14 protein-coding genes and 1 tRNA gene are annotated in these 15,961 nt (G+C 33.4%); 14 read left to right on the top strand and 1 reads right to left on the bottom strand.

What is annotated here, in order from left to right; genetic code table 11:
• Positions 1 to 9 precede the first annotated feature (9 nt).
• The 6 genes from folK (at position 10) to ACYQ3X_RS03485 (ending at position 5,706) form a co-directional block, all read left to right on the top strand.
• Positions 10 to 498 (top strand): 2-amino-4-hydroxy-6-hydroxymethyldihydropteridine diphosphokinase, encoded by a 489-nt coding sequence (folK, locus tag ACYQ3X_RS03510; protein WP_460180447.1) that lies wholly within the window; start codon positions 10 to 12, stop codon positions 496 to 498.
• Positions 499 to 596: 98 nt separating this feature from the next.
• Positions 597 to 1,496, top strand: coding sequence for a manganese-dependent inorganic pyrophosphatase (locus ACYQ3X_RS03505; protein WP_460180446.1), 900 nt, complete (start codon positions 597 to 599; stop codon positions 1,494 to 1,496).
• Positions 1,497 to 1,526: 30 nt separating this feature from the next.
• Entirely contained in the window at positions 1,527 to 2,456 is a 930-nt protein-coding gene (locus ACYQ3X_RS03500) for an AAA family ATPase (protein ID WP_460180445.1), read from the top strand.
• A gap of 86 nt (positions 2,457 to 2,542) precedes the next feature.
• The gene (locus tag ACYQ3X_RS03495) at positions 2,543 to 3,310 is read left to right on the top strand and encodes a DUF58 domain-containing protein (RefSeq protein ID WP_460180444.1); all 768 of its coding nucleotides are present in this window, start codon (positions 2,543 to 2,545) and stop codon (positions 3,308 to 3,310) included.
• Positions 3,282 to 5,147 (top strand): transglutaminase family protein, encoded by a 1,866-nt coding sequence (locus ACYQ3X_RS03490; protein ID WP_460180443.1) that lies wholly within the window; start codon positions 3,282 to 3,284, stop codon positions 5,145 to 5,147. Before ACYQ3X_RS03495 ends, ACYQ3X_RS03490 begins: the two co-directional genes overlap by 29 nt.
• The gene (locus tag ACYQ3X_RS03485; protein ID WP_460180442.1) at positions 5,113 to 5,706 is read left to right on the top strand and encodes an L-threonylcarbamoyladenylate synthase; all 594 of its coding nucleotides are present in this window, start codon (positions 5,113 to 5,115) and stop codon (positions 5,704 to 5,706) included. Before ACYQ3X_RS03490 ends, ACYQ3X_RS03485 begins: the two co-directional genes overlap by 35 nt.
• Here ACYQ3X_RS03485 and ACYQ3X_RS03480 read toward each other — a convergent pair.
• On the bottom strand, positions 5,692 to 7,800 hold the full coding sequence (locus tag ACYQ3X_RS03480; RefSeq protein WP_460180441.1) for a RelA/SpoT family protein: 2,109 nt from the start codon (positions 7,798 to 7,800) through the stop codon (positions 5,692 to 5,694). The two genes, ACYQ3X_RS03485 and ACYQ3X_RS03480, sit on opposite strands and share 15 nt — an antisense overlap.
• 38 nt (positions 7,801 to 7,838) lie before the next feature.
• On the opposite strand from ACYQ3X_RS03480, the gene murA reads away from it, so the two are divergent.
• The 8 genes from murA to ACYQ3X_RS03440 all read left to right on the top strand — a co-directional run bounded on the left by murA (position 7,839) and on the right by ACYQ3X_RS03440 (position 15,958).
• Positions 7,839 to 9,089, top strand: coding sequence for a UDP-N-acetylglucosamine 1-carboxyvinyltransferase (gene murA, locus ACYQ3X_RS03475; protein WP_460180440.1), 1,251 nt, complete (start codon positions 7,839 to 7,841; stop codon positions 9,087 to 9,089).
• 64 nt (positions 9,090 to 9,153) lie between these two features.
• On the top strand, positions 9,154 to 9,543 hold the full coding sequence (gene gcvH / locus ACYQ3X_RS03470; RefSeq protein ID WP_460180439.1) for a glycine cleavage system protein GcvH: 390 nt from the start codon (positions 9,154 to 9,156) through the stop codon (positions 9,541 to 9,543).
• On the top strand, positions 9,543 to 10,865 hold the full coding sequence (lpdA, locus tag ACYQ3X_RS03465; RefSeq protein ID WP_460180438.1) for a dihydrolipoyl dehydrogenase: 1,323 nt from the start codon (positions 9,543 to 9,545) through the stop codon (positions 10,863 to 10,865). The genes gcvH and lpdA overlap by 1 nt, the downstream gene beginning before the upstream one ends.
• The gene (locus ACYQ3X_RS03460) at positions 10,862 to 12,058 is read left to right on the top strand and encodes a DUF401 family protein (RefSeq protein WP_460180437.1); all 1,197 of its coding nucleotides are present in this window, start codon (positions 10,862 to 10,864) and stop codon (positions 12,056 to 12,058) included. The genes lpdA and ACYQ3X_RS03460 overlap by 4 nt, the downstream gene beginning before the upstream one ends.
• Positions 12,059 to 12,083: 25 nt before the next feature.
• On the top strand, positions 12,084 to 13,364 hold the full coding sequence (gene eno, locus ACYQ3X_RS03455; RefSeq protein ID WP_460180436.1) for a phosphopyruvate hydratase: 1,281 nt from the start codon (positions 12,084 to 12,086) through the stop codon (positions 13,362 to 13,364).
• Position 13,365: 1 nt separating this feature from the next.
• Entirely contained in the window at positions 13,366 to 13,689 is a 324-nt protein-coding gene (locus tag ACYQ3X_RS03450; protein ID WP_460180435.1) for an FtsB family cell division protein, read from the top strand.
• Positions 13,686 to 15,815, top strand: coding sequence for a glycoside hydrolase family 57 protein (locus ACYQ3X_RS03445; RefSeq protein WP_460180434.1), 2,130 nt, complete (start codon positions 13,686 to 13,688; stop codon positions 15,813 to 15,815). The genes ACYQ3X_RS03450 and ACYQ3X_RS03445 overlap by 4 nt, the downstream gene beginning before the upstream one ends.
• Positions 15,816 to 15,865: 50 nt before the next feature.
• A tRNA-OTHER gene (locus tag ACYQ3X_RS03440) sits at positions 15,866 to 15,958 on the top strand.
• The last annotated feature ends 3 nt before the right edge of the window (positions 15,959 to 15,961 follow it).

Below are 15,961 nucleotides of genomic sequence, written 5' to 3'. Positions count from 1 at the left end.
ACCCTCCTGATGAATTTTTTTAATTTTAACATTAAAATATTTTTAATGCATAGAGTTTTTCTTTCTATAGGCTCAAATCTTGGTGAAAAAGAAAAAAACTGTCTACAAGCCATAGAGATGCTTGAAAAGGCAGGATTGATTATTGATAAAAAATCTTCTATTTATATTACAAAACCATGGGGATTCAAAAATCAGCCAGATTTTGCAAATATGGCTGTTGAAGCATTCACTGAGCTCAAACCTCTTGAACTTCTTAAGTTAATAAAAAAAATTGAAAGGAAAATGGGTAGAAAACCTTCAATAAAGTACGGTCCAAGAATTATTGACATTGATATAATTTTTTATGATGACCTTATTTTAAAAAGCGAAAAACTTATCATACCTCATCCTTTCATGCATGAAAGGTATTTTGTATTAAAACCATTGAGTGAAATAGCGCCTTACTTCATACATCCGGAACTCAAATTGTCTGTAAAAAAGTTACTTGAAAAGCTTTAATAACTGTATTTTAAAATTTAATGGCTGTTTTCTTGACATTTTAAGCATGAAATTGTCAAAATTTTACAATTTTAAAAAATTTTTTAGGAGGGAAAAGTATGAGTGATATTTATGTAATTGGCCATAAGGCACCAGACACAGATACTGTATGTTCAGCAATTGTTTATGCAGCATTGAAAGGTTACAAAGCAGCAACAGCAGGACCCATCAATGAAGAAACAGAGTTTGCTCTCAAACAGTTTGGAGTATCAGCACCAGAGGTTCTTGAAAATGCTGCTGGCAAAACATTGGTACTGGTAGATCACAATGAACCTGGTCAGAGAGTTGATGGTGCAGAGAAAATACTTGCAATCATTGATCATCACAAGATGAATTTTAATTATCCTGATCCAATATTTATTCATGTTGAGCCTGTGGGAAGCACAGCAACAGTTATTGCAAAAATGTTTCCAAATGAAGTAAAAGCAAACAAAACATATGCTGGATTGCTTTTAAGTGCAATTCTCTCTGATACTGTTATCTTTAAATCTCCAACAACCACTGAGGAAGACAAAAAGATTGCTCAGGAACTTGCTCAGGTAGCAGGAATTTCTGACATTACAAAGTTTGGAGTTGACCTCAAGAAAGCAAAGGCAAGCATTAAAGGGAAACCAATAGCTGATGTTGTTCATGTTGATTTCAAAGACTATGACTTCAAAGGCAAAAAAGTGGGAATTGGACAGACAGAAGTTGTTGACATTGAAGAAGTTTATGAGCGCAAAGATGAGTTTATAAAGTATCTTGATGACCTTAAAAACTCCAAGGGCTATGATATGGTTATTTTCATGGCAACGGATATTATAAAGGAAGGAACAGAGCTTTTCTATTCAGGAAATGCTTCAATAATTGAAAAAGCATTTAATGTTAAAGTAACAGGTCCTTCTGTATGGCTTCCTGGTGTAATGTCCCGTAAAAAACAGGTAGCACCACCTGTTGAAAAGGTTTATCTGGAAGGTTAAAATAAAAGAGGGGGTTAAATCCCCCTCTTTATGATTAAAAAAATAAAGAATCAAAAAATTCTTCAAATTCTTGAAAACCTTCAGAATTGCCTTCAAGGTAAAGAAAAGGCAATTATTCTTTCTTTAATTGCCATATTTTCAAAAGGACATCTTCTTATTGAAGACTTTCCAGGTCTTGGTAAAACCTCTTTAGCAATTGCTCTTTCAAAGGTTTTAAATTTAAGTTTTGGCAGAATTCAATGCACAAACGATCTTCTTCCCACAGACATTACAGGACTTTCAATTTACAGTAAAACTACGGCTGAATTTGAGTTTAAACCGGGTCCTATATTTAATAACATTGTTTTAGTGGATGAAATTAACAGAGCAACACCAAAAACCCAATCTGCTCTCTTAGAAGCAATGGCAGAAGAACAGGTTACAGTTGATGGAAAAACATACAAGCTTCCAAAACCTTTTTTTGTAATTGCAACTCAGAATCCGGTTGAAATTTATGGAACATTTCCTTTACCAGAAAGCCAGCTTGACAGATTCATGATGAAAATAAGCATTGGTTATCCAGACAGAGAAGCAGAGAGACAGATTCTTAAAGAGGGAAGTTCAAGAGAAAGTCTGTACAGGTTAACTCCTGCCATTGAAAAAGAAGAAATATTAAAAATTCAAAATGAAATAAAACAGATTTATATCTCTGAAAAAATCATTAACTGGATCATTGATTTTGTCAATGCAACCAGACAGGATAGCCGAATTCTCTTAGGCATTTCCACAAGAGCTGCTCTGGCAATTACTGTTACTGCAAAAGCCTATGCATACTTTAATGGAAGAGATTATGTAATTCCTGAAGATGTAAAGGAGATGATTCCTTTTGTTGTGCCCCATCGCATTATTCTTAAAGAAGAAATAACATCAAAACAAGAGGTGATATCATCAATCCTTCAAGGTATTTCAACTCCACCGTAAAAATTACAAATACTGGCTGGATATACATTACAATCACTCTTTTGATAGGCTTTGGAGCAGTAAATACAGGAAACAATCTATTGTTTTTGATAGTTTCTTTTCTTTTGAGCATTATGGCTTTGAGCGGTATTGTTGCCTTTTTTAATCTAAAGAATATTGATGTTTCAATCACGCCTTCACAGGATATCTTTGCATTAAAGCCTGCAAACTTCAGAATAAGAGCGAAAAATAGGTATTTTTTCGGACTTTTTCTTTTAAGAATCAAAGTTTTCAATGAGGAGGCTGTTATTTCTTATCTAAAAGGAGAAAGAATTTCCATTGTAAATTTAACATTTCCTGAAAGAGGTAGACATTCTATCAATGAAGTAACAATTTCATCATACTTTCCCTTTTATTTTTTTAGAAGAACAAGAAATGTTCCAGTAAATCTTGAATTTACAGTATTTCCTTATCCTTTAAAATGTGATATATCCTTTTTAGTTTCAGACGGTAAAACAAAGATAGATTCAATCATCTCAAAAGGAAAATCATATGAAGGTGAAATTACTGGAGTAAGAGACTATACTCTTGGAGACCCTATAAAATACATTCACTGGAAAGCAACTGCTAAAACATCTTCCCTTAAAACAAAAGAGTTTACACCTCCTTCAGGAAACCCAGTTGTTGTGAATTTGAGTGATTTTTCAGGTAACCTTGAAGAAAAAATCAGTAAAGCAACTTATGCTTTAATTGAACTTACAAAGATAGGAAATCCTGCAGGATTAAAAATCGGCAATGAATTTTATCCTCCAGAAACAGGACAATCTCACCTAAGGAGAATGCTTTATGCTCTTGCAGTTTATAACTCAAACTAAAGCTCAGAATATCATTTTTGTTCTCAGTATTTTAATTGCTTTGATACCTTTTACAGCTATCATTTCATACATTTCATTTTATGTAAATTTGATATTTCTCTTGATAATTGTTGTTTCAATATTTTTACATATCAAAAAAATTTTTTTACCTGTATGGCTACTTAATTTTATATCCATTGGTTTGATTATCATGCCATTTTTAAGTTTTTCATTAGAAGATATTCTTTTGCCATCCATAGAAGCTCTAACACTCATTCTTTCAATAAGATTTCTTAGCAAAAAAAGCTCAAGAGAGTATTTTCAGATTTATCTTCTTTCTCTGCTTTTACTTGGAAGTTCTTCACTTTTTAATATTTCATGGATATTTCTTATAAGAGTTCTTCTGATGCTTATCTGTACAATTTTTGCAATCTTGCTTCTTACATACATGAAAGAAGTTAAGGAAGATTTTATAGATTTTGAAAGATTTATAAATCTTTTCAAAGTTGCCATATTTATCTCCTTTGTCTCAATTCCTTTAAGTGCATTATTTTTTGTGATTCTACCAAGAACACCTGTTCCCCTTATGGATATAGGTTTCAGCAAAACAAAAACAGGATTTTCCTCCACTGTAAATCTTGGCTCTGTAAAGGATATAGAAGAAGACAAAACAATAATAATGAGAGTAAAAATGGAAAGATTATCTCAGGAACTTTACTGGAGAGTAATCACATTTGATACCTTTGATGGTAAAAGGTGGCACAAAAGAGTTTCTGAAAAACAAAATACCACTGTTTATGGAGAAAAAATAAACTATACTGTGACTTTAGAACCGTTTACCGAACAGTATCTTCCAGTGCTTGACTATCCATTAAAGATTTATATGCCAGAGATTTTCATAGAGTATCCAGGAACTTACAGAATGAAATTTTCACCAGAAAAAACAATAAAATACTCTGCCACATCTTTCATAAACTATCATTTAAAAGAATCTACTGTTTTATCTGCATATCGTGAAATTCCAGAAAGTATTTCAAAGAACATTATAAATCTAACACAGGAAATTACCAAAGGAGTATTACGAAAACAGGAAATAGCAGAAACTATCTTAAAATTTTTAAGCAGCTATCAATATTCTCTTAAGGATCTTCCGACGGGAGAGGATTCTGTAGAAGATTTTTTATTCCACAAAAAGAAAGGCAATTGTGAATACTTTGCAACAGCTATGGCTTTAATGCTCAGAATTAAAGGTATTCCATCAAGAGTTGTTGGAGGATTTAAAGGAGGAACATACAATGAATTTGGTGGATATTACATAGTAAGAGCCTCTGATGCCCATTTATGGGTTGAAGCATGGATTGATGGACAATGGCATAGATTTGATCCATCAGGGAAAATGTATAGAACTCACGAGTCTGTTATTTTCCATATAATTGATTATCTCTGGAACAGTATTGTTCTTGATTATGATATAAAGGCTCAGTTTAAATTGGCAAGATCCATAAAGATTCCAGAGATTAAATTTACTAAAAAAATTCTTTTAATTTTAATGGCTACAGGCATTCTTTATGTATTTTTTAGAATCTATCAAGACTTCAATAAAAAAAGAGATCTGCTAAACAGATTTTTTAGTATAATGAAAAAACAGGGATTTGAAAGAAAAAAATATGAGGGATTGGAAGAATTTGTCTCTAAAATTCATGATGCTGAAGTGAAACTTAAAGCAGAAAAGTTTGTCAGAGAATATGAAAAAATATATTTTAAAGATAGAGAAATTTCAAAGGAAGAGCACAGAAAACTTAAAGTTTTACTTGAAGAATTAAATGAAACTCACAAAAACCGAAGAAATAAACATTAAAGAAGTTCTTAAAATTCTTGAAAATGACGGGATAATCATCTATCCCACTGAAACTCTTTATGGAATAGGAGCAAAATATAACAGTAAAAAGAGCCTCAAAAAAATCTTTGAAATCAAGAAAAGACCTCCAGAGAAAAGTTTTCCGCTAATTGTCAACTTAAAACATCTTGAGATTGTTGCTGAGTTTATACCTTCAGTAGCACAAAAGCTTATTGAAAACTTCTGGCCAGGTCCTTTGACTTTGCTTTTACCTGCCAGAAAAAATCTACCTGAAGAAATAACAAAGGATGGAAAAGTGGCAGTTAGAATGCCTGGAGACTCTTTTGCATTAAAATTAATTAAAGAATCTCCCTTTCCCATTACAGCAACATCCGCAAACATATCAGATTTTCCTGCAGCAGACTGCATTGAAACTGTAATTGAGTATTTTAAAGAAGCACAAATTGATCTTATTATTGATGGAGGAAAACTTTTAGGGATACCTTCAACAATTGTGGATACAACAGTTGATCCTCCTATGGTAATAAGAAAAGGTGCTATAAAACTATCTTTTGACTGATAAAACTTCGCTGATCTGTTTTATTTTATTGATAATATCTGAGAGATGACCTCTATCTTTTACTTCAATGGTAAAGTCAATTAATGCTCTCTTATCAGATGTGGAGTTGGCTTTTACCTGAGTTATATTAACCTGATTTGCTGACAAGAGCCCTGTAAGTGTGGCAAGAATACCTGGTTTATCAACGCATTCTATACTAATTTTTGTTTGAACTTTTGAACTATCATCAGCTGTCCAGAATACCTCTATTAATCTATCAGGCTCCATATGCTTAACATTGGTGCAATCTTTTCTGTGCACTGAAATACCCTTTCCTCTTGTAATAAAGCCTATTATTTCATCTCCTGGCACAGGCATGCAACACTTTGCTATGTGATATAGGACTTCATCTACTCCTTTAAGAGAAATAAATTGCTTATGGTCTTTTCTATGAATGGTTTTTTTAGCAATAACAAATTCTTCTTTGGTAATCTCAGGAGACAATTTATTTACAACTTGATGCACAGATATTTTGCCGTGCCCTATAAGAAGATACAAATCTTCAAGACTCTGAACAGAAAAAGCCTGTAAAACTTCTTCCATTTTTTCATTTTTAAGGATAACTGGTTGAATTCCATGTTTACGTAACTCTGCTTCCACTAACTGTTTGCCTATATCAATTCCCTGTTGTCTTTCTTCCTGTCTAAGAAAATGCTTTATTCTGTTTTTTGCTCTTTGAGTAACAACAAATTGTAACCAATCTTTTCTTGGTTTTTGATTGGGGCTTGTTATTATTTCTACGACATCTCCACTTTGAAGTTGATAGTTAAGCGGAACTATTCTACCGTTAACTTTTGCTCCTGCACATTTAGCTCCTACTTCAGAATGTATTGAATAGGCAAAATCTACTGGTGTTGAGCCAACTGGAAGTTCTTTCACATCTCCTTTTGGTGTAAAAACATAGATTGTATCAGGTACAACCTCAGCTTTTACTGCATCAAGAAGTTCCTTTGGATCAGATATTTCTTTAATTAAATCTCTGAGCCAGGATACAAGCTTTGCTTCTCTTTCAGTTAAATCTTTTCTTTCTTTGTATCTCCAGTGAGCAGCAATACCTTCCTCAGCAATTATATCCATCTCCTCTGTTCTGATCTGAAATTCCACTCTTTCTCCACCTGGACCAATAACAGTTGTATGAAGAGACTGATAATAATTAGACTTAGGAAGACTTATAAAATCTTTAAATCTTCCTGGTATCAGTGTCCACAATGAATGAATAATCCCTAAAATATCATAACAATGAGGTATTGTATCAGTAATAATTCTTATTCCTATTACATCATAGACCTGCTCAAAAGAGATTTTTTGCTTAATCATCTTCTGATATATTCCAAAGTAGTGTTTTACTCTTCCATATATCTTAAATGGAATATTCATTGCTTTAATTTTCTCTGAGAGAATTTTAATGACATTATCAATATATGCCTGTTGATCTTCCTTTCTTTTTGCTACTTTTCTGACAAGATCTTCATATTCCTCAGGATAAAGAACTTTAAATGAAAGATCTTCAAACTCAGTTCGCATCCATCCAATTCCCAGTCTGTTTGCAAGCGGAGCATATATCTCAAGAGTTTCTTTTGCTATTCTTTTCTGTTTCTCTACAGGAAGAAATTCAATAGTTCTCATATTATGAAGTCTATCAGCAAACTTTATGAGAATCACCCTTATATCCTTTGACATGGCAAGGAACATCTTTCTGAAACTCTCTGCTTGAGCCTCCTCTACAGTGGAAAACTGAAGTTTACTTAATTTTGTAACAGCATCAACCAAAAAAGCCACATCAGGATTAAAAATTTCACTTATATCATCAATTGTCATCTCCGCATCTTCCACAGTGTCATGAAGAAGCCCTGCTGCAATCGTGGTGGAGTCAAGTTTCATATCAGCAAGTATATCTGCCACAGCCAGAGGATGGTATATGTAAGGAATTCCTTCTTTTCTTGTCTGGGAACAATGGGCTTCTCTTGAAAAAATATAAGCCCTTCTTATAAGCTCAACATTAGCTTTAGGTCTATACTGTAAAACCTTTTTAATTACATCATCTATTGTAAGCATGTTTTCTTATCCCCTTATTTTAGTTTAATATATTTAACATGGATAAGCTACTTATTTCTGGTGGAATGCCATTAAAAGGCACAGTAACAATAAGTGGAGCAAAAAATGCAGCACTTCCAATCATGGCATCTTCTTTACTTGCTCAAGGAGTGCATACTCTTAAAAAAATTCCAAGACTAAAAGATGTTTTAACGATGACAGAACTAATTAAAAGAATAGGAGGAACTGTTGAATTTAACGATTTCTGTAAAATAAATACTTCAAAAATAAATAAATTTGAGGCTCCATATGAGCTTGTTAAAACAATGCGAGCATCAATTTTAGTGCTTGGACCTCTTGTAGCAAGATTTGGCAGAGCAAAAGTTTCTTTGCCAGGTGGATGTGCAATTGGAGCAAGACCTGTAAATCTTCATTTATCAGGACTTGAAAAGATGGGAGCTAAGATATCTCTTGAAAAAGGTTATATCATTGCCAGAGCATCAAGACTTAAAGGAGCCAAAATATATTTTGATATTCCAACAGTAACTGGAACAGAAAATCTCATGATGGCTGCAACACTGGCAAAAGGCACTACAGTTCTTGAAAATGCTGCAAAAGAGCCAGAAGTTGTTGATCTTGCTAATTATTTAATACTCATGGGAGCTAAAATAGAAGGTGCTGGAACAAGCATTATACAAATAGAAGGCGTAAACGAACTTAAGCCTCCTTATGAATACGAAATTATTCCTGATAGAATAGAAACAGGCACATTTATTGCAATTGCTGGTGCCTCAGGAGGAGATATAACACTTAAAGGATGCAGAATTGAGCATATTGATGCTATAATGGTTAAAATGAAGGATGCAGGAGTAAGCTTTAAACAAACAAAAGATGGCTTGAGAGTAATTGGACCAAAAAGACCTGAAGCCGTTGACATAAAAACAATGCCTTATCCAGGATTTCCCACTGATATGCAGGCACAGTTTATGGCAATGATGACAGTGGCAAATGGAACCAGTGTTATAAAAGAAACGATCTTTGAAAATAGGTTCATGCATGTGGCAGAACTAAGAAGAATGGGAGCAGATATAACAGTGGAAGGTAATACTGCCACTGTGAGAGGAGTTAAAAAGCTTAAAGCCGCTCCTGTAATGGCAACTGATTTAAGAGCCTCAGCCTCACTTGTAATTGCAGGATTAATTGCTGAAGGAGAAACCATTATTGATAGAATTTACCATCTTGACCGAGGTTATGAAGAGCTTGATAAAAAACTCATCCAACTCGGTGCAAAGATAAAAAGAATAAAATAGACTTGACAAATTATTTCCTGTCAAATTAAATAATCAGAATAAAAACTTTTTAAATGGAGGGAAAATGACTTTAGAAAACTACAAATTTCACAAAGAGCATACTTGGGTGAAACTATCAGGCAGAAGCAAAAAGGTAAAGGTGGGAATTACAGATTATGCGCAGGAATCACTTGGAGATATTATTTATATTGAGCTTCCAGAGGTTGATACTCATGTAGAAGCAGGTACTGAAATGGCAGAGATTGAGTCAACAAAAACATCTTCTCCTGTAATAGCTCCAGTAACTGGCATGGTAGTTGAGGTAAATGAAGAACTAATTGATCATCCAGAAATTATTAATGAAGACCCTTATGGAAAAGGCTGGATTGCTGTAATTGAAATGGACAATCCTCAGGAATTGGAAGATTTAATGGATTATGAAGATTATGAAAGTTATCTTGAAGAAGAAAGATAATGAAAGCCACTGTAGTTGGAGGAGGACCTGCTGGTTATGTCTCTGCCCTTGTTATGAGAAGAATGGGGGCAGAGGTATTTCTTATTGAAAAAGAAGAAATTGGCGGAACATGCCTCAGCAAAGGCTGTATTCCCACAAAAACAGTAATTCACAATCTTAAAGAAGCTTTTTCCTCAATGGATTTACAGATTTTAATGGAAAAAAAGGATAAAGTAGTTGATACGCAAAAAAAAGGACTTATGATGCTGCTAAAGCAGGCAGGAGTAAAAATTATCAAATCTGAAGCAGAGTTAATTAATCCAAAAACAGTGTTTTTAAAAAGCACAGGAGAAAAACTTCAGACAGATAAAATAATCATTGCTACAGGTTCAAGACCCAGAGAGCTTCCTATGCTTAATTTTGATGGAGAAAAAATACTCTCAAGTGATGACTTATGGAAACTTAAAAAAATACCTGAATCTATCACAATCATTGGTGCAGGTGCTATAGGATGTGAATTTGCATGGATATTTCATCTTCTTGGAAGTAAAGTTACCCTGGTGGAACTAATGCCAAGAGTTTTACCAATGGAAGATGAGGATGTATCCAGAGAATTGGAAAAACTTCTTAAAAAGAAAAAAATAGAGTTTCATGTGGGTGTAAGAATTGAAGATCTAAAAGAAATTGATAATTCAGTTCAGATAACTCTTTCTAATGGAAAAAATGTGACATCAGAAGTTGTTCTTGTTTCTGTTGGAAGAGCTTTTAACACCGAGTGTATTCAGACTTCTGAAATCAAACTTGGTGGTAAAAGAGAAATTATTGTAAATGATAAGATGCAAACAAATAATGAAAATATCTTTGCAGCCGGTGATGTCACAGGACAGTGGCTACTTGCCCATGTTGCATACAGAGAAGCAGAAGTGGCTGCAAAAAATGCAATGGGATACAGTGAAAAAATGGACTACAGTGTAATCCCTTCAACAATTTATACAGTTACAGAAATTGCCTCTGTTGGATTAAAGGAATCTGAGGCAATTGAAAAAGGAATTGATATTAAAAAAGGAATTTTTCCATTCAGAGCTTCAGGCAAAGCTCATATTATTGGAGAAATTGATGGATTCGTAAAAATAATTGCAGATAGAGAATCTGACATTATCATTGGAGCCCATATAGCTGGTGCATTTGCTTCTGAACTTATTCATGAGCTTGCAGCAGCTGTAAAACTTAAAGCAAAAGCAAAAGATTTAAAGGATTTAATTCATTCTCACCCTACCCTTTCTGAATGCGTTGGTGAAGCAATTAAAGACATTTTTGGTGAGGCAATTCACAAAATAAGATGATTGATATCATCAAAGTTTCTCTTATTTTTCTTTTTATTCTCTTTTTGCTCAGGAAAAAAATAAGCGTTGGATATGCTCTCTTGTCTGGTTCTTTGATATTTTTAGTTTTTTATTCTTTTGATTTTAAAAGTTTACCATACATAATTATCAAAAGTTTTAGTTCCTCTACTTTCATAAACCTTTTTCTCTCACTCACTTTGATAAAATCCTTTGAGTATGCTTTAAGACAAACAGGATTAATGCAAAAAATGACAGAAACATCTCAAACCTTGCTTAATAACAAAAAACTTTCAATACTATCAATGCCTTTTATAATTGGAATGTTACCGTCTCTCGGAGGAGCTTATCTTTCAGCACCAATGGTTGATTCAGCTACAAAAAATATCAATATGCCAAAGGAAGAAAAAGCATTTATAAACTACTGGTATAGACACCCCTGGGAACTTATTTTACCTCTTTATCCTGGTATAGTTCTTGCTTCAGCAATTTCAGGTGTTTCTTTGAGAAAATTAATACTTTTAAATCTTCCAGTTGCAGTGGTACTTTTTATTGTAGGTTTATTCTTAAGCATGCGGGGTGTAAAGAATGAGAAAAAAATAAATAAAACCACATCTTTTAAAGGCTTAATAAGCTTTGTTCCAATAGTTCTGGTTCTTTTGCCTGTAATAGTTTTCAAAGTTGACCTTTACATAGCTCTCATTACAAACCTTTTGATAGTGTGTATTTATAACAAAAAAAGCATTAAAGAAACTCTATCAATCATAAAGTATGGTTTTACTGCAGATGTTTTCATCCTTGTGGCTGGAGTAATTATTTTTAAGGAGATGCTTCAAGCCTCAAAAGCTGTAGATGGAATTGCAACTGCAATAACGCAGTCAGGAATCCCTTATCTGATTGTTTTTATTACGCTACCTTTGTTTATTGGATTTATCACAGGACTGAATATAGGATTTGTAGGAAGCACCTTTCCTTTGCTGATCCATTTAAAAGAAACATTGCCCTATGAAATCTCTATTGCTTTTGTCTCAGGATATGTAGGAGTGCTTCTTTCTCCTCTTCATCTTTGTTTAATTCTTACAAGGGAATACTTCAAAGCAGATATAACAGGATTTTACAGGAGAATCATTCTTGGCTGCATTGTAATATTTTTTACTGCATTGATTGAATTTGTTATTTTGAGATATTATAGTTAAACTTTATTCAAAAGGAGGATTTATCATGGGAGAAATTATTGATATAATTGGAAGGGAAGTTCTTGATTCAAGAGGTAATCCCACAGTTCAAGTTGATGTTTACCTTGACAGTGGAGTCAAAGCAACAGCAACAGTTCCTTCAGGAGCATCTACTGGAACAAAAGAGGCTCTTGAGCTTAGAGATGGCGATAAAAAAAGATATTTTGGCAAAGGAGTTCAAAAAGCAGTTGAAAATATAACAAATGAAATAGCGCCAAACATTGTTGGAATGGAATCTCTTGATCAGGAAGGAATTGATAAATTTCTAATAGAGCTTGACGGAACAGAAAACAAAAGCAGACTTGGTGCCAATGCAATTTTAGCAGTATCAATGGCTGTTTGTAAGGCTTCTGCAGAAGAACTCGGAGTATCCCTTTACAGATATCTCGGTGGAACAAATGCAAAAGTTTTACCGGTTCCAATGATGAATATAATAAATGGAGGAGTTCATGCAGACAACAATCTTGATATTCAGGAGTTTATGATTGTTCCTGCTGGTTTTACAAAGTTTTCTCAAGCTCTCAGAGCAGGAGTTGAGGTTTTCCATACTTTGAAAACTTTACTTAAAAAGAAGGGATTGAGCACATCAGTTGGAGATGAGGGTGGATTTGCTCCAATGCTTAAAAGTAATGAAGAGGCAATTCAGTTGATTATTGAAGCAATAAAAGAAGCAGGATATGAACCTGGAAAAGATATTTATATTGCATTAGATCCTGCTGCATCAGAGTTTTTCTCTGAAGGATTTTATACAGTGGAAGGTAAAAAACTAAGTTCTAAAGATATGGTGGATTATTATGAAGCTTTGATTGATAAATATCCTGTAATTTCAATAGAAGACGGAATGAGTGAATCTGATTGGGAAGGATGGGAACTACTTAGTCAGAGACTTAAAAATAGAATTCAAATTGTGGCAGATGACCTTGTTGTTACAAATCCTAAAATCATTAAAGAAGCAATGAAAAGAGGAATTGCGAACTCAATTCTGATTAAACTTAATCAGATTGGTACAGTTTCTGAAACCCTTGAAGCAATTGAACTCACAAAAACCAATAAATATACTGCAGTTGTATCTCATCGTTCTGGTGAAACAGAAGATACAACAATAGCAGACCTTTCAGTTGCCTGCAATACAGGTTTTATAAAAACAGGGTCTCTTTCAAGGGGAGAAAGAATCGGAAAATACAATAGACTTTTACAGATAGAGGAGGAACTTGCTGATGTAGCTCAGTTCAAGGGTCTTTCAGCCTTTTATAATCTGGATCTTTAGAATGAAGCCTCTTAAGGAACAACTTTTAAGAGAGAAAAAAAGAAATGACAGAATATTTTTCTTTCTGTTGTTCCTGATCATCCTATTTCTTGCTTACAGTTTTTTATTTGGAGATATGGGCTATTTAAAGTACCTTGAGTTGAAAAAAAATGAACAAAGGCTTATTAAAGAAATTAACCGAATTTCAATGGAAAATAATACCCTAAAAAATGAGATAGAACTGTTAAAAAAAGATCCTTCTTACATGGAAAAATATGCCAGAGAAAAATTTGGAGTTATTAAGCCAGGAGAAATGGTTTTTCAATTTCAAAAAGAAGAAAAATGAGCATTAATTTAGCAATTCTCTGGCATATGCATCAACCTTACTATTACGATCCATTAAAAAATAAATTTGTACTACCATGGGTAAGGCTTCATGCTACAAAAGACTATCTTGATATGCTTCTTATTTTGAAAAATTTTCCTCAAGTAAAAGTAAGCTTTAATCTTGTTCCATCCCTTTTAAAACAACTTAAAGAGTATGAAGCTGGTGTAACTGATATTTTTTTTGAATACTCCCTTGTTCCTTCAGAAGAGCTTAATGAAGAGCAAAAAGCTTTTATTCTTGAAAACTTTTTCCTTGCAAACTGGAAAACCATGGTTGGTGCTTTTCCAAGATACAAAGAATTACTTGAAAAAAGGGGTAAAATATATGGAGATCCTTTAAAGCTGTCAAAAAAATTTACTCCACAGGAATTAAGAGATCTTCAGGTTCTTTTTAATCTTGTGTGGATAGATCCATTTCACAGACAAAGAGACCCTTTTTTAAAAGAATTGGAGAAAAAAGGAGAGAATTTCACAGAAGAAGAAAAAAGACTGCTTCTTGAAAAACATCTTGAACTTATAAAACAAATCATTCCTGCCTATAAAGAAATGGCTCTTTCAGGACAGATTGAACTCACTGTTTCTCCTTTTTACCATCCAATTCTTCCTCTTATTTACGACAACTACAAAGCAAAGGAATCTATGCCTGAAGTATTACTTCCTCAATATAATTTTAAAGCACCATTAGATGCGGAAAATCAAATAAAGAATGCAATTGCCTATTTTGAAGAAATCTTTGGTTTTAAACCTCAAGGAATGTGGCCTTCTGAAGGCTCTGTAAGTGAGGAAGTCATAAGATTGATTGCAAAGGCAGGGATTAAATGGATAGCAACAGATGAAGAAATTTTGAGTAAATCAATAAATGAAACATTAAGAAATGGTGAGAAGTTGATTAATCCCTCAATTTTATACCAGGCTTATGAATTTGAAGGAGTAAAGATTTTTTTCAGAGACAGAATTCTTTCAGATTTGATAGGATTCGTTTACTCAAACTGGCAGCCTCAAAGAGCAGTAGAAGATTTTTTAAAAAGGATTATTGATTCAACAAGTTCTGGTATAGTTTCTGTAATCCTTGATGGAGAAAATGCATGGGAGTATTATGAAAATGATGGCATAGAATTTCTTGAAAAGCTTTATGAAACTCTACAAAAAAGTAAAGATATAAAAACTGTAACTTTTTCAGAGTATCTTCAAGAAAATCCTCGGGCAATATCCTTAAAAAAGGTGTTTCCTGGATCATGGATTGGAGCAAATTTTTCAATATGGATCGGGCATGAAGAAGATAATCTCTCCTGGGATTATCTTTATAAAGTCAGGCAGGAACTGCTTTCATGCAGTAAAGAAAATCCAAATAAAGATTTATCACACTGCTGGGAGGAAATATTTATTTCAGAAGGAAGTGATTGGAATTGGTGGTATGGAGATGAACATTATACAGAAACAAAGGACGTTTTTGATGAAATCTATAGACATCATCTAATGAGTGTATTTTTAAAAATGGGGAAAGAGCCTCCTGCATTTCTTTATGTTCCGATCAGTAAAAAGATGAGAGAGATTAAACCAGAAATTGAGCCAAAGGGCTTTATATATCCGAAAATTGATGGAAAAGTAACAGGATATTTTGAATGGCTTGAAGCAGGAAGATTCAATCTTCAGAGAATTGGGGGAAGCATGCATAAATCAGAAAGCCTATTTTCCTATCTTTATTATGGATTTAACAGACAGAGTCTTTTTATCAGACTTGATCCTCAAATGCCAGTAAAAGACTACAAAGATTTAAAAATACATATACAGATTATTGAGCCTTCAAGAATAAAGATAGTTTTTGATATCATGAAAAATAAATTGGCTCAAGTTTTTATTCAGGAAAATGAAAGATGGGTAAAAAAAGAAGAGATAGAGACTGTTGCTTTTGATGAAATATTTGAAATAGAATTGCCCTTTAATGTTATAGAAATAAAACAGGAAGAAATCTCACTTTTTGTGGAGATTTTTAAAAATTGCTATTTAATTGATCGTGCTCCAGTGTTTGGCTTCATAAAAATTCATGTTCCTTCGCCAGATTTTGATAAATTAATGTGGCTTTAATAGAAAAAATCTATTTTACTTTTCGGAAATATTTATTTTAAATTTAGCAGGAGGGATGTGGGACTGGTGTCTCTCCTGGTCTGCAAAACCAGTGATGGAGGACAATGTCCTCCAGTGGGTTCAATTCCCACCATCCCTCTCCATAA

The organism is Thermodesulfovibrio sp. TK110, assembly GCF_054658355.1.
This window is presented reverse-complemented; position numbering and strand designations above follow the sequence as displayed.